Here is a 15408-nt window from a genome sequence, read left to right as displayed (position 1 = left end):
GCTAAGTTAGCGGGTATCGATGACGGATAAAGAAAGGCAAACACAATATTGACACTGCGCAAACAAAAAAACAAGTTTAAACATAGAAGTATCCGCACAAGACCATGTATATTTGAGTTCATATAAATCACTTCAATGAAAAGAACCAGTCTAACGCTAGCAATTATTTGCTTAACATCAATGGCCTTCGCCCAAAAGATAAGCTACAAAGTGAACACGCAAAATTCGACGATCAAATGGAATGCGAAAAAAGTTGTCGGGGGACATGTGGGAACAATCAATATACAAGAAGGCACGGTACAGACAGAAAAAGGGAAAATTACCGGCGGAGGTTTTACCATAGATATGAATTCCATGGCTTGTACTGACGCACCTAAATTGACCGGGCACCTAAAAAATGAAGATTTCTTCAATGTGCCTACCTACCCTAGCAGCAAATTTGTCATCAGTAAAGTTGATAATAGCAAAGACACTCCAATCATAACCGGTAATCTGACGATTAAGAATAAAACAAAATCGATCTCCTTTCCAGCAAAAGTCACCACAACTGCAGATGGACTTTCTGCTGAAGCTATAGGAGTTAAGGTAAATCGGCTGGACTTTGATATACAGTATCGTTCAGCAAGCTTTTTCTCCGACCTAGGCAATCGCGCCATCGATGATGAATTCACCTTAGATATCGTGCTTAAGGCTGTAAAGTAAAAACTTCGTAGGAGCCCTCTGTTAATACAGGCGGCTCTTCCTTCATTGAATAATCGCACCGAGAATCGACATAATTTACTCGAGCTGCTTTTACACACAGACTACTTAAGGCTGTGATGTCACCTCATACCGGCATGGAAAATCCAACAGTGCGGCACTTATTCTTCCTCAGAAATAGCGCATTAGCGCTGTGCTACAACATTAAACAAAGACTCTGTTAAATTAGATTTGATTCAAATTGCACTTAGCAAGCGATAAGATTGATGAAAGTAAAGTTTTAAAATTATCTTTAAACTCGCTAAAGTAAGGGTAGACAAATTATATATGGAGAAAATAAAAACTTTTCAACAGCACGAGCTTAATAGAATTAGAAAAAATTGGAGTGAAAGTGACCTCGCATTTGAAAAGTTGGGAAGATCTTCTAATATATCCGATTATTCGGATCGGGAGATCAATGAAATGCTGCTCGGTGTATATAAAGACAGTAAACACCTTATGGTCGATGAAGGCTACTTTATTGATCTCGCGAAAGCGCATAAAGCCAGTTGTATTTTGGTTGATGTATCCTATTCAAGACGTATCAAACCTGCTCCAAACAGCATACTTAATCTTCAGGATATCCGTAATTTTTACATTGAAGATTATTTTATAGAGACGAAAGAAGCATTCTCCAACAAAAATAAACATAAGATAACGGGTTATCTCAAAAAGATCGGCGGTATCAGTTTGGGTAAAGGGCAATACAATTATCTGTATTCTATTCCGAACGATTTCAAAACGTTTTTCGGTGATACACCGGCCGATCTGTTCTATCCTATACAACGTTATATCAACGGGTTATTTTTTGACGACGATTATCGAATTTCAGATTTTGAAGTCATCAGTAAGATTGTTATCAGTAAGACATAATTTCGATTGCCGGAGCAACCGCTCTTGGTTTCTTAATTGATAATCTCGCCATCATTCTGATCTAGTTTATCACGAAATTTTCCAAGTTCCTGAACACCTGGTTTTGCCCATTCAGCAACCTCACCTATAATTTTTAATGGAAATTCAGATCTATAGGAACGTGTCGGATTTCCGGGAAACTTCTGGTCCGTCAGATTAGGGTCATGCTCATAATCACCGGTAGGTTCAACAATAAATACCCGCTCGCTGCGCTCACCTTTTGCCAGGGCCGCTGCAAGTCCGGCCCCATTCATCATACCTGTAAAATAAATATGATTCATTTTGAAGTCGGCTTGATAGTTAGAATTGAAGCCTGGAACCAATAAGTCGCCGATTTGTGCATCTGCTTTTGTACCGTGATAAAAAGGTCCCTTATCAAAGGGAATGTTCTTATAAGAAGAGGCCAACCTAGCATATTCACTTGCCTTTGCTTCTTCTCCTAAACTTGTGTAACAGGCACAAATCTTCAAATACATTCCGGGCAACGCACTGGTAGCTCGATCATCACCGATTACCAATGCGTGATCTAAGGCTATGTGCAGCCATTTCAAAAGATCCGACACCGTTTTCTGCTGCCGGGATACAAAATAGGCTGCAATAAACTTCTCATGGTCATCGCTTGCCTCCCGATAACCCTCTGCAAAAAAGAACAGCGCTTCATCGTGTCTACCGTTTTCTTCCAATTGTATGCCTTTTAGGCAAAGTTTGACAACCCCGTTAAATGGTGAAAATTCCATCGTATAAATTATTATCTATTCAACCGAATATTATCCTCGCTGTAGTTATAAGTGAACACCCTTAGTAACATCAGGACTTAAGCAAGGCTCTGTATGTAAAAAGCCAGTTATTAAGAATAACCGGCTCTTCAACAAAATTGTTCTCTTATTTTCAATATTTCTCGCTGGAATCCTGAGAACAGTTGACATCCAGAGAGCAGCTAAATTATCCGATAGTCGGTCTCTTTAGAATGCAATATTGCCTTTGTGTATCAAGGAAGTCACCGGTGAAATACGAGAAACTGCTTCAGCGGAACAACTTGCCTCAACAAAAACCATACTTGCTTCATCACCCACTTTCGGCCATTGTTGATTTCCATTATTGTCCAAAGGCAATTTGTAGCGTGTCGCGAAAGCAAGTGTTCTAGATAAGCCGAATTCTGTTCCATAACCATAAAGCTCAGCAATAAGATTCGCTTTCTGCAGCATGTTTCCCGAGCCAAACGTATTCCAGTGATCCTGAATATTGTCATTTCCAATCAAAACCTCCACACCATATTTCCGAAGCGTCGGAATAGGCATAATCATATTGCCAAAGGGCACAGAGGACACAATTCCTACACCCGCCTCTGCGAGACGTGCCGCAATTTTTTCAGCTTCTACATTTGTGAGACGACTAAGTGCAAAAGCATGGCTAACAAAAGCTTTCCCTTTTAATTGGGGGTTTTCCAATGTACGGTCGATCAAAAACTCGATTGTCTTCATACCACTTTCTCCCATTTCATGGAGGTGTATGTCAATTCCCTTATTGTTATCAAGCGCCAACTGTGTAATCTGCTCCATACTTTTTTCGATACTTCCGTCCAAAGAGTACGGATCTACTCCACCTATGAAACTAACAGCATCCAGTTTTGCAACATCCTTCAAAATGGGTAAAGTATCCGTATAATAGAGGCCATGCTGTGGAAAAGCAACCAGCTCCGCTTCTACCGTGTCTTTTTTCGATGCAAGTGCCTTTTCCAAATTTGTTAACGATTTTAGTCCAGATGTTGGATCAACATTGAAGTGTGAACGAATAAAATCAGTTCCGTATGCCTGCAGAAAATTCAGCATTTTGCCCGTTCTTTCGACGGAGGTGCTTAACCATTCTGGGATCATCTTCTGCTCATACGCGATCATATCTTTTACGGTATGCCGTGTTGGCGATACAGCTTCCCATGGCAGACCAAACAACATTTTATCCAAATGGGCATGCATATCCTTAAAAGCCGGCAACATCAAATGTCCTTTTGCATCGATCGCATTAGCATTTGCAGTATTTGGCTTGATTCCTTTGATCTTACCCTCTTCAACTTCTACACAGAATAAAGCCGTATTTGTGCTTATAACGTCCTTTCCATCAAACTCGAATCCTGTCTCAAGCCGTACGTTTTCTAAAATATATGTTTTAGCTTTCATATTTATTTTGATAATATTCTTTTTCTTGTTCTCTAAAATTTACCGGACAATAGAAACGGTATTATTTTTCCACTTTTGTTATTCAGTATCACCAGAACAAAGGTCGCAATGATTCTCCCAGATCTTTTGCAGAATACATCTCGATACTTGAACAATTTATCACAGCGCCGACTTTTGCTCAACAGTATGCATAAGGTGAAACTACAACGAATGTGCTTTCAGCCAGCATGAGACCAATGAGAACGACACTTAAAATGCACTGTAGTAATAAATTGTCCAACAGATGGAATGAAAACCACATTGTAAAAACAGCCTTAGCTACTATTTTTGTATTAGACAGCGAAGCTTCTTCGGCTTTATTGAAAAAATTACAGCACAATAAAATGATGAAAACAACTTTAATACTCTTGATAATGATGAGCATAACAAATTCGTGCCGATCGGCATTAACCGAAAACTCATATACTGAAAATCCGTCCAAGGAAGAGATTATTAAATTGGTCACCAAAAATGACTTACAGGGAGTGAAAAAAGCGCTAGAAAATAATGCCAACGTGAATAGTGAAGATACGAATAAACGTTCTATTCTACTTATCGCGACAAACAACGGAAATATTGAAATGGCTAAATTATTGGTAGAATATGGTGCCGATGTCAACCTTCAGGCCGACAATATGGATAGCCCATTTTTATACGCAGGAGCAAGTGGGCAAGTTGAACTCGTCAAACTTTTCTTAGATCACGGCGCTCGCTTTGATTTATTTAATCGATATAATGGCACAGCTTTAATCCCGGCTTGTGAACGTGGATATGTAGAAACGGTAAGATTATTGGCCAATACCAAAAATTTCCCTTTGGACCATGTCAATCGTTTAGGATGGACTGCTTTGATGGAAGCAATTCTACTCGGTGACGGAAGCAAAAAATATCAGGAAATTATTCAGATTCTAAAAGATGCTGGGGCAAAATTGGATATTCCGGACTTCAATGGCACAAGCCCTATGCAACACGCAAAACAAAGAGGCTTCAATGAAATTGTTAAGATACTAACATCAGAAATATAAAGGTTCATCTTCCTTTAAGTACTCAAATTTGAATAAAATTTCAAGCAGTATTTCACTATGCTATCTGATTTTTCATTCTCAATGGCTAGTTTTGCAATATGCAGCATAAAATAATAGACAAAGTTGCTTTAATTAGCATTAAAGATAGGAAAATCCTGAGCACACGTTCCAAGACTAAAACAAAATTTTACTTTCCCGGTGGTAAACGAGAGAATAATGAATCCGATATTACCTGTTTAAAAAGAGAAATACTGGAGGAGCTTTCTGTGCACATCGTCGAAGAATCAATGCGCCTTTTGGGCACCTTTGAAGCAATCGCCGATGGACGAAATCAAGGTACGCTCGTAAGAATGATCTGCTACTTTTCTGATTTCGAAGGAGTATTGCATCCAGCGAATGAAATCGAGACATTTGAATGGTTAACCTATAAGGACAAACATAGGACTTCTGCCGTAGATCAGATTATCTTTCACCGATTAAAGGAAATGAACCTTATCGATTGATAGAACAGATGAGCGTTGTTTCTCATACCAAAATATCAGACAACGCTTTTCCGTAATGTAATAACCGTAATTTCAGGCCAAACACCTATCCGACCTTTTAGGCCGTGAAAACCAAAACCACGGTTGACATAAAGATATTTTCCTTGTTTTTGATAGAGTCCAGCCCACTGTTTATAAAAATATTGAATTGGACTCCATTTTAACCCAAATAATTCTATCCCAAACTGCATACCATGCGTATGTCCCGCCAGCGTCAGATGGACATGTTGGTTATAGTCCAAAGTAACATGATCCCAATGTGAAGGATCATGAGACATCAAAATTTTGAAGGTATCCGCGTCCAATCCAAGGGTTGCTTTAGCGAGATCACCATATTGATGGAACCCTCCTTTTCCCCAATTTTCAACACCAATTAACGAAATATGCTCACCTCGCTTTTCTATCGCTATCGATTCATTTAGCAGCAATTTAAATCCCATTTCATGATGAATTTCCTTAAGCCTATTCAAATTTAAGGCTTTTGATTCAACACTTTCCCATTGCACATAATCTCCATAATCGTGATTTCCAAGGACTGAAAACTTGCCCGAAGGAGCTTCTAATCGATTGAAGTCCGAAACCCAGGGTTCCATTTCGGAAGCCTTATTATTGACTAGATCACCCGTAAACAATACCAGATCACTGTTTTGTGCATTGGCCAATTCGATACCTTTACGTACCCTTTTGATATCAGATAAACTACCAGAGTGAATATCCGACAGCTGCGTAATTTTAAAACCGTCAAACGCCATAGGTAGATCAGGAAAACTCAATACTTCCTCCCGCACTTTATAGAAATAACGACCTTTCGTTAAACCGAAAAAAATAACCAATAACATGGCCCCCGCCAAAAACAATACAACCTCACTCAAAAATATACTACGTGGAGGGAAGGAACGAAAAATACGCATCAGATCTTCAACAAATAAAAAGGGAACAGCAAGCAATTTCGGTATGAAAACAATTAAAAATGCCGTGATCAAACTTGTCGCTGTCTCCTGGACATCATAACCCGCTCTCCGTAAAAAAATTAAACTAAAAACACCAAAAAACAACAGGATATCAATGCCCCAATACATGTTGTTCCAAATTGAACCATGAATAACCGTACTGAACGCCTGAAAAAAATAGATATCCCCCAAAACAAATAGGAATAATATCAGTAAAAGTCTCTTTGCCATATTGATTAAAATATTGATTTTAAATTGCTAATGATATGCCAAAAGAGATTTTCCAACTGTTAAAGCCCCTATCATCGTAAATAGTGATGTCTATATGACAATTGAAACTTTTTGCACTCCAATCAATCAGAAAACCTCGCATAGTTTCCTCCAAAACATGTCAAGATGTCTGATTATCCCATAAATGATCCAACCGAAATGCTGCTTATTACTCCAAAATTCCATTCTTTTGCATGCATGCTCTCATTTTTTGATAAGTACGCTCAATATCTTGATCTAGGCCAATGGAAAACCTGATCAATCCATCGGAAATGCCCATCTTTAAACGATCTTCTTCAGGAATTTCTGACGACGTAGAACTACCTGAACAGGAGAATAGCGTCTTATAGAATCCTAGGCTGACGGCTAAATACCCTAAATTTTCAGCCTGCATCAGTTCCATTAATTCATTGGCTCTTTCGGTTGTTTCCACATCAACTGTCATTAAGCCCCCAAAACCATAGGTCTCTTGCATCATGTTTTTCATTAATTCATGATCTCGATGCGACTGCAAGCCCGGATAAGATACCTTTAGTCCATCTTTCTCAAACCGCTCGGCAAGATACATCGCATTATAGCTATGCTGTTTCATCCGTATATGAAGTGTTCTTAAATTTTTCAATATACTCGCCGAACGTAAACTGTCCATCGTTGGCCCCAATAACATACAGGCCCCTGTGTTCACATTTTTTGTTTCATTAATAAACTCCTGACTTCCACAATAAACCCCACCGACAGTGTCACTGCTGCCATTGATAAATTTCGTTAAACTATGAATGACAATGTCTGCTCCCAAAAGTGTTGGCGAGATGGACAATGGGGAAAACGTATTGTCGACAATCAGTTTTAGCTTGTATTTTTTACAGATGGCCGAAAGTTTTCTTAGATCTGCCACATGCAATAAAGGGTTGCTCACACTTTCACAATACAGCACTTTTGTATTAGGTCTTATCGATCTTTCGAGTTCTTCGGCATCATTAATATCCAAAAATGTCGTCTCAATCTGGAAAGGCGGGAGAAAATTCTTAAGAAAGGCATAAGTTCCACCGTAGATTGTCCTACTGGAAATGATATGGTCACCACTTTTACATAGTTGTAAAAGAACTGTTGTAATCGCACCCATCCCCGAAGATGTTACATTGGCCGCAGCGGTATCCTCCATTTTTGCTAAGGCTTGTGCCAAATACAAATTCATCGGCGACGAATGCCTTGAATAGAGATAACAGCCTTCCGCATTCCCTTCGAATGTGTCGAACATCTTTTTAGCGGAAAGAAAAGTATAGGTGGAGCTATCTGAAATTGACGGGTTCACTCCTCCAAACTCACCAAAGTATTGCAAATCTTGAATTTCATTTGCTGCATTAAAATTTTCCATGTTTTTATCTTTAAAATTGAGATATTTCAAATTATATTACAAGTAATTTTACTTATCTTAGAATATAAATCTATTATACAAACAATAATTAGTTAAAACATCTAGCCGATTTAAAACGAGCTAGTAAAAACAAAAAAAAAATCTATGCACTTCGACGAGATTGACCGTAAGCTATTGCGTTTTCTACAGGAAGATGCCAAACAAACGACCAAAGAACTCTCCTACAAACTGAGCTTGTCCGTAACTGCGGTCTATGAAAGAGTCCGTAAACTCGAAAATACTGGAATTATCGCAGGCTATGTCGCCATACTTGATAAAAAGAAAATAGCAAAAGATTTCCTCGTATTATGCCACGTAAAATTAACACAGCACAAAAAGGAGTATATCTTACAATTTGAAAAAGAGGTCATGAACCTTCAGGAGGTAACCGAGTGTTTCCACGTGAGTGGCGACTACGACTATATCCTAAAGATTTGTGTCCAGGATATGGCAGACTATCGCAGTTTTATGTTAACGAAGTTAACGAGCCTACAGCATATCGCAAGCACCCATAGCTCATTTATGATCGCTGAGGTGAAAAATACAATAGCAATAGATCTGTAAGAAAATTTAAACCAAAACACCATTTTTCGATGCAATTGCCTCCGGAAGATCCTCATCTCCCACCATTTGCAACACATCAATTTCGATGGTTCGACAAATCGAAAGCATAGGCACATCAAACATGAGTCCTCCAAAAGGATTTTCGGTATAATCGCCGACCAATTCCATCACAATATAAATCCATCCAATTACCACACAAAAAGGAATACTCGTCCATATCCCCCAGTCGCCCAATTTCGCAAATTCATTTACTAGGCCCAATGGGAGCAGAATGATGAGAATGACATTAAAGACAAATGCTGTACTGGCAAACTGTCTCGGTGAAGGAAATTTTTTGATTCTTTCTGCCTGACCTTGATAGTCGTAAAATTGATTCAGGCAATTCTGCAATTGCGTTTGGTTAAAATCCGAAATGATTTGATCATTTTTCAATGCATTAACTTCCTTTGCTTGTTTAGAAATCAAATACGTTGCAAAATTTTTATAGGTGCTCTGCAACTTAAACTCATCTGTAGAAAGGTATTTGCGCAAAAAAATCGATGTTCTACTGTAATCAGGAAAGCCAGCCTTTATCAACCTGTTCCGTTTAACATTCATTGAACCAAAGTGTTTTTTCAAACTGACATGCTCCCATTCTGTCGGGATCAACAACTGCTCACGAAAAGTATATAACCAAGCTATATGGCGATAGGCAATCCTTTTCCTCCGCTCCTCCAAATCGGTATGATCACCATCTTGAGTATCAAAGGCATATAACATTGCCGTGAAAGAACGACTTGAATTAACAATCCCACCCCAGATTTTCCGGGCTTCCCAAAGTCTGTCATAGGCCTGATTATTCTTAAACCCGACGTAAAAAGCCTCAGCGGTTCCAATCAAAGCCAATGGCACCCAAGGAATTATCATCCACTGCCAATTAAAAAAATAATAGATGATCGCCACCAGAGAGCACCAAAGCGTCAGCCATATTAAATGTGCACCCGCTAAATTAAATATTTGTCGATGATTAAAATACTTGGTTGTGATCATAAAAATTAAATATCTTCCTTTATTAAAAACGTTATGAAAGTACAATTTAAATTGTAACTGTCCAATACGCTAAATTGTTTTCCGCACGGTGATATTTTATCCCGCTCATTTTTATAACAATAAACCTCGTCGCTTTATATAGCTTATCCCTAAATTTAATGCTTCCATCCCTAAAAGGTCCCCTTATGTCCAGAAAAATTGAAATAAGCCACCAGCGAAACTAGTTTTGAATAATTATTCAAAATTTATGATCAAATTAATTACTTTCAGTCTTATCACCTTTCTCCTTAACAACTTCCTATTCGCCCAAACCGCCATTGTTGGTAAAGTCTCGGATCAATATGGCGCGTCGATACCCTATGCTTCATTATCCTTTCGCGCATTACATGTAAAGAAAGATTCTCTCATTGAAAAAATAACAGATGAACATGGAAATTTTCAGTTAACGCTTACCGAAAAAGAGACTTACCTCGTTTCGATTCGTGTGGAAAATGTACTCAGAACGCAGCAAAAAATTGAAATTAACGACCTTAAAGTCCCGCTAGCATTCATTATCCCAAAATCACTACTATCCAACCTCAAATTAGATGAAGTAACAGTAAATAAGCGCAAACCAACAATACAGCGAAAAATTGACCGCCTCATTATGGATGTAGCACAAACCGCCAATGCTTCTGGAAAATCGGCTTTGGAATTATTTAAAATGGCTCCCGGGGTATTCGTTAACAATGGTCGAATCTCCATTAATGGGGTTGTAGGAACACGTATTCTTGTCGATGGCAAAAGTATTAACCTCGCGGGAAATGATCTCAGGAACTACCTTCAAACCTTGCGTTCCAACGATATCCAATCCATTGAAATTATCGCACATCCCTCTGCAGAGTTCGACGCAGAAGGCAGTGGTGGTATCATCAATATTGTGCTAAAAAAGCAAGATAAACAGGGGCTCAATGGTTATATTGGCAATGACTATGCAATTGGGCTTGGAAAATATGGTACGTACACTCCTTATGCAGGTTTGAATTATCGAATGGGTAAAGTTGGTTTAATGGCAAGTTATTCCCATAGCCGTGCAAAGTCATACGAGGAACTAAAACAACGACGAGATTTTCCAAATCAGGGATTATATCAGCAAGAAACGGAAAATACTCAGACCAACAGAAACGACCGTATACGGCTTGGTGCGACCTATGATTTCACGGGAAAACAATTCCTCGGATTATCCTACACCGGTCAATACAGCAGTTTCCTTGGGCCATCCACGGCTCATTCGACAATTATCTACCCCGATGTGGCAAAAAATATCCACTCGCAAGGTAGCTTTCCGTCCGAATCAAAATCCAACTACCAGAATCTAGGTTTAAATTATGTCGTGGAAACAGACAGTTTACATTCGAAATTCAGCCTTGTTATCGATTACACGCACAATCAACGAAACGGAAATAGTATCAGCAATAGTGCCGATTTCGATGCTAATGGTAACATACGCAGTGATACTTTGTTCAGATTGGATTATCCCAGCGAAGCAAAAATTTTTACTGGCGACGCAAAGTATAATTGGATAACTAAATCTGGAAACAATTTATCAATTGGTGTAAAAGCGACCGCAACAAATATCATGAATACCAATCAATACCAGGTCTTTCATCAGGCCTGGATGCCAATGCCTGCCCTTGATTTCCAATTCGATTATGAAGAACGAATTTATGCTACCTATGCAAATTATACGGGAAAATGGGCCCAAATAGATTATCAATTGGGATTAAGAGGCGAGAAATCCAATATTCAAGGACAACTTTTGAGCGAGCAAAGGGACAAACTCGCACAAGACTATTTCAATTTGTTCCCAAGTATTTTTTTAAAGAAGAATTTAAACTCGCAGGGAAGCAATTATGTATCACTTACCTACAATAGAAGAATTAAACGGCCCTCATATTTTGATTTAAATCCTTATAAATATTATATAGATAATTATTCCGTACAGACGGGAAATCCCTTTCTGAAGCCGCAGTTTACAAATTCGCTCGAAATTAGTGGATTGTGGAAGGAAAAATATTATACTGCTTTGAACTATTCCCATACCAGAAATGCGATCTCACAAATTATACGCAACCAGGCAGAAGAAGAACTATTAACAGTTATTAAAGACAACGTGGGGACTCAAGGAGTATGGACGGCCACTCTGAGCGCTCCCATTTCATTGCTACCCTGCTGGTCAAGTACGAACACGATTTTATTCACTCATACACGTTCAACTTCCCCCTATTTTAATCTAAAGAAAGCTTCTTTTATATTACAGACAGAACAAGAAATTTCCTTTGGCAAAGGATATACTATAAATCTGAATGCTTTTTACACCCCCCAAATGTTACTTGGAAATATTGTAACTAAAGCCATCGGCTCCGTTGATCTAGGGATCCAGAAAAAACTAATCAAAGATCAATTGGTTGCCAAAGCAAATATTAGCGACATCTTTTTTACCAATAATTATCGCGCGACAAGTTATTTTAACAATACTAAAATCTGGATAATGCACAGGGAGCAATCGCGTGTATGCTCCATTTCTTTACTATATAACTTCAGAACCGGCACTACCTTTAAAGCAAAACGAATGGAATCAAGCAGTACGGAGGAGAAAGGAAGATTATAAATGTACCACTATTTTTTATCTTTGCGGCTCAATGAGCCGCAAAACTGAACTATCTAAGGATTTATGAAACAATCTCGACTTAATCAATACATCACTAAAGCAGATACATTTTTCAGGAAGCAGGATTTCGATACTTTTTATACAACGAATGTACGTATCCTACTTCATTTTGGAATGTGGTTTACATTTACCCTAATCCTCTTCAGCAACTACTATTATGTAACTGGAATATCCTCAAACCAGTCAATATTTTTGTCAACGCGTGTTTTATTGTCTTCTCTTGTTGTCTTTTATCTATTTTTCTACTTGGTTATCCCTTACGCGAGGAACTTAAATTTATGGATATTACCTCTCTTAACTGCGCCAGTATGTATTTTTATTTGGTTATTTATCAATAATTTGTTTTATGTGCTAGCTTACAAATATGGTTTTGATATTTCCAATTTGTATCCATTAATGGGCAAGGAAAAGGACTTCATTCCCAACCTGTGGTCCGTATTCAGCTTTAAAGCAGTGCTATTAAATGCATTGTCGGTTATCTATTCATTGTCACCTTTTTTCTTTACCAAAATACTAATCGACATCAGAAGAATAAATAAAGACCGAATGCGAATCCTAGAGCAGAAGTCAAAATTATTATTGGAAAATATTAGCGTAGAGAAGGCATTCTTAAAAGCACAGCTCAATCCACATTTTTTATTCAACACGCTTAACAACCTCTATCGTTTGACGCTAAAAAAAGACGACACAGCGCCTGAGGTCGTATTAAATTTATCCGAAATTATGGGGTATACACTATACGATTCGGATGCAGAATACGTCTCCTTAGCTAAAGAGCTGGATTTTATAGAGAATTACTTTTCATTGGAAAAAATGCGTTACCCAAAATCATATCAGATTGAACTAAATATAGAGGGGCGAGCGCATGCTCACGCTTTAACGATTGCTCCGTTATTGACCTTCACCCTTATCGAAAATGCATTTAAATATGGGCTGAAAAACGAGGAAGCATCCTATGTCATACTTACTATTCACATCAGCAAAGATCAGGTCACCTTTAAAATAAAAAATGACAAAGATGTATTCAATACCGTGAAAACGCCTAGCTTTACGGGTATCGGTATTAAAAATTTACAAAAGCGTTTACAATTAATTTACCCAAACCAAAGCGACCTTCACATCATAGATAGCTCCAATGAATTTAGCGTTGCATTGAATATCGCATTACAACATGATTGAAAAATATAGTTGCATCATCATCGATGATGAACCTTTAGGCATTGAACTTATTACGGATTTCGTCGAACAAGTACCTTTTTTGGAATTAAAAAAGACCTTCAGTAAGCCACTAGAGGCAATGGCTTTTCTGCAGGAAAATCCGATCGATATTGTATTTAGCGATATTGAGATGCCCCGCTTAACTGGTTTAGATCTGTTGGAAACGCTGGCCCAAAAACCTTACTTTATTTTTATAACTGCCCATCGACATTTCGCCATTGACGGATTTGAAAAAGGTGCCGTAGATTACCTCATTAAACCCATTCGATTTGAACGTTTTTTGAAAGCTGCAAATAGAGTAAAGGAACAAATATTACCCCTTAACAAACTAAATAACAGCTCGATAAAAACAGAACGAATTTTTATAAAAAGTGAAAATAAATTTATAAAGATTATGCTTAGTGATATTCTATATATTGAAGCTCAGGGAAACTATTTGAATATTGTCACGCATACCAGTGCACATCAAACCCTATCTACCCTTAAGGCGATGGAAGAAATTTTACATAACACCAGTACTTTTAGGATTAAATTAGATCGATTATAGACGATACGCATGCTGAAAACTTTAGTTGATCCCGCTATCAAAACAAGTATAAAGCACTATTGTATATTTTGATTCGTTTGATTAATTTTAATCTAACGGACATAAACAACTGCCAAACATAGAACGAGGATATGATGAAGATAAAAGCATTTACATTAAATATAGGTCTTTTCCTTTTTGCTGCAACGACTTTCGCGCAGAACAAAGCGGAGTTAAAATCACTGTTAAATAAAAACAGTGAATTTGTATTTCCGCAGACAATAGATAAAATAGCGGCTACATTAAATGTAAAAACAGTATTCTATGAAGATGCCAACGAAGAAAAGTATGCAAAATGGATCACAAAATCCGGCTTGGAACTCTATAGCAATTATGGGGCTGATAAATCCGTCAATGAACTATTTTTTGATATCCCTGATGACAAGTTTCTGGTTGTCGAAGGGTTGCCTTTTGATCTAGCGATCAATAAAACAACAGTCAAGGAGGCGCTCTCAAAATTCAGCCGACACAATGTTAAAAAGGAAAAACTTGATGCTGGAAGCTCTTTTCCGGGTGGTACCAGACTGACGATGAAAACAGGAACACATTTTACCACTTTACTTTTCGATAGCAAAAATCTTTTAAAGTTCATAGGCTTGACAACCTCTTTAATTGACCCCGCTGCCAATTAAAGACAAGGGGTCAATATAAAATTTATTAGCTAGGTTGCCCAAGCATGATCACCCTTTTGATAAGGGAAATCGCCGTTATATTTCCCTGGGATTTTCACATAACGGAACACTTCCGTGGCGCCTAATTTTGAGCTAAAGAATGTAAGGAGTGTAAGCTGTTTAAAGAGTGTGAAAAAATGGGGCAGTTCATTAGTTGCTTTCTTTTCATCGTAATCTTGTGCTTCCTTGTCCAAAATATCAACAAAAGCAGTTTGGTCTTTTTTGTCGAGTTGCTGAAAATTACGTCCGAATTCTTTCTTGGCACGTTCGTCAATTCCGGCTGTTCCAGTCAGAAAAACCTGCTGTTCTTCAAGTTTATAGCAGTCTCGCACTATAACGGGAATTTCAGAACCTACACCAGCTTCTTTCGCCCCTGGGGTAGTAGTTTTAGGAAGAATCGCCTCCGCGAGATCTCCCAAAAAATCGATTGATTTTGGATCAAAGAGCATTTCTATATCTTTCGAAGCAGACCTTTGGCATCCTTCCAAAAATAACGAAGCACCAATAACTGTTCCTCCCATGAGTATGGCTACACGTTGTATTGCTTCTCGTCTATTCATAACTAT

Annotated in this window: 15 protein-coding genes; 9 read left to right on the top strand and 6 right to left on the bottom strand. The window is 38.1% G+C overall.

Features of this window, described 5'->3' with window-relative positions; genetic code table 11:
• Nucleotides 1-135 precede the first annotated feature (135 nt).
• Nucleotides 136-702: a YceI family protein gene (locus M2419_RS07725; protein WP_259254725.1), complete on the top strand. Its 567-nt coding sequence runs from the start codon at nucleotides 136-138 to the stop codon at nucleotides 700-702.
• Nucleotides 703-1026: 324 nt separating this feature from the next.
• Nucleotides 1027-1611, top strand: a complete 585-nt coding sequence (locus tag M2419_RS07720) for a hypothetical protein (RefSeq protein WP_182331914.1) — start codon at nucleotides 1027-1029, stop codon at nucleotides 1609-1611.
• 32 nt (nucleotides 1612-1643) lie between these two features.
• Here M2419_RS07720 and arr read toward each other — a convergent pair whose 3' ends face one another.
• Both arr and M2419_RS07710 read right to left on the bottom strand, forming a co-directional pair.
• Nucleotides 1644-2387, bottom strand: a complete 744-nt coding sequence (arr, locus tag M2419_RS07715; RefSeq protein WP_182331912.1) for an NAD(+)--rifampin ADP-ribosyltransferase — start codon at nucleotides 2385-2387, stop codon at nucleotides 1644-1646.
• 225 nt (nucleotides 2388-2612) lie between these two features.
• Nucleotides 2613-3824 (bottom strand): amidohydrolase, encoded by a 1212-nt coding sequence (locus M2419_RS07710; RefSeq protein ID WP_259254724.1) that lies wholly within the window; start codon nucleotides 3822-3824, stop codon nucleotides 2613-2615.
• A gap of 236 nt (nucleotides 3825-4060) precedes the next feature.
• Between M2419_RS07710 and M2419_RS07705 the strand changes: the two genes are divergently transcribed.
• Both M2419_RS07705 and M2419_RS07700 read left to right on the top strand, forming a co-directional pair.
• The gene (locus M2419_RS07705) at nucleotides 4061-4888 is read left to right on the top strand and encodes an ankyrin repeat domain-containing protein (protein WP_259254723.1); all 828 of its coding nucleotides are present in this window, start codon (nucleotides 4061-4063) and stop codon (nucleotides 4886-4888) included.
• Nucleotides 4889-4986: 98 nt separating this feature from the next.
• Nucleotides 4987-5391 carry an NUDIX domain-containing protein gene (locus M2419_RS07700; RefSeq protein WP_259254722.1) on the top strand — a complete coding sequence of 135 codons (405 nt, stop codon included), beginning with the start codon at nucleotides 4987-4989 and terminating at the stop codon, nucleotides 5389-5391.
• Nucleotides 5392-5426: 35 nt separating this feature from the next.
• On the opposite strand, the gene M2419_RS07695 is transcribed toward M2419_RS07700, so the two are convergent.
• Together M2419_RS07695 and M2419_RS07690 are read right to left on the bottom strand one after the other, a co-directional pair.
• Entirely contained in the window at nucleotides 5427-6611 is a 1185-nt protein-coding gene (locus M2419_RS07695; RefSeq protein WP_259254720.1) for a metallophosphoesterase, read from the bottom strand.
• 208 nt (nucleotides 6612-6819) lie between these two features.
• On the bottom strand, nucleotides 6820-8025 hold the full coding sequence (locus M2419_RS07690) for an aminotransferase class I/II-fold pyridoxal phosphate-dependent enzyme (protein WP_259254718.1): 1206 nt from the start codon (nucleotides 8023-8025) through the stop codon (nucleotides 6820-6822).
• Between the two features lie 144 nt (nucleotides 8026-8169).
• Here M2419_RS07690 and M2419_RS07685 point away from each other — a divergent pair, with 144 nt between their 5' ends.
• Nucleotides 8170-8628: an Lrp/AsnC family transcriptional regulator gene (locus M2419_RS07685; RefSeq protein ID WP_153844647.1), complete on the top strand. Its 459-nt coding sequence runs from the start codon at nucleotides 8170-8172 to the stop codon at nucleotides 8626-8628.
• Nucleotides 8629-8634: 6 nt separating this feature from the next.
• On the opposite strand, the gene M2419_RS07680 is transcribed toward M2419_RS07685, so the two are convergent.
• On the bottom strand, nucleotides 8635-9657 hold the full coding sequence (locus M2419_RS07680; protein ID WP_259254716.1) for a bestrophin family protein: 1023 nt from the start codon (nucleotides 9655-9657) through the stop codon (nucleotides 8635-8637).
• A 247-nt stretch (nucleotides 9658-9904) separates the two neighbouring features.
• On the opposite strand from M2419_RS07680, the gene M2419_RS07675 reads away from it, so the two are divergent.
• The 4 genes from M2419_RS07675 (at nucleotide 9905) to M2419_RS07660 (ending at nucleotide 14803) form a co-directional block, all read left to right on the top strand.
• Entirely contained in the window at nucleotides 9905-12307 is a 2403-nt protein-coding gene (locus tag M2419_RS07675) for an outer membrane beta-barrel protein (RefSeq protein ID WP_259254715.1), read from the top strand.
• A 63-nt stretch (nucleotides 12308-12370) separates the two neighbouring features.
• Complete coding sequence (locus M2419_RS07670) at nucleotides 12371-13546, top strand: sensor histidine kinase (RefSeq protein ID WP_259254714.1); 1176 nt, start codon at nucleotides 12371-12373, stop codon at nucleotides 13544-13546.
• On the top strand, nucleotides 13539-14132 hold the full coding sequence (locus tag M2419_RS07665; RefSeq protein WP_259254713.1) for a LytTR family DNA-binding domain-containing protein: 594 nt from the start codon (nucleotides 13539-13541) through the stop codon (nucleotides 14130-14132). Before M2419_RS07670 ends, M2419_RS07665 begins: the two co-directional genes overlap by 8 nt.
• A 131-nt stretch (nucleotides 14133-14263) precedes the next feature.
• A complete protein-coding gene (locus M2419_RS07660) occupies nucleotides 14264-14803 on the top strand; it encodes a hypothetical protein (protein WP_153844651.1) in 540 nt (179 codons plus the stop codon).
• 29 nt (nucleotides 14804-14832) lie between these two features.
• Here the strand turns inward: M2419_RS07660 and M2419_RS07655 are convergent, their stop codons facing one another.
• Nucleotides 14833-15402 carry a gluconate 2-dehydrogenase subunit 3 family protein gene (locus tag M2419_RS07655; RefSeq protein WP_259254712.1) on the bottom strand — a complete coding sequence of 190 codons (570 nt, stop codon included), beginning with the start codon at nucleotides 15400-15402 and terminating at the stop codon, nucleotides 14833-14835.
• Nucleotides 15403-15408: the final 6 nt, after the last annotated feature.

This window comes from Sphingobacterium sp. BIGb0116 (assembly GCF_024808035.1).
Lineage (GTDB): Bacteria > Bacteroidota > Bacteroidia > Sphingobacteriales > Sphingobacteriaceae > Sphingobacterium > Sphingobacterium paramultivorum.
Note: the sequence above shows the minus strand (reverse complement) of the source record. Positions and strands in the feature narration are given on the sequence as shown.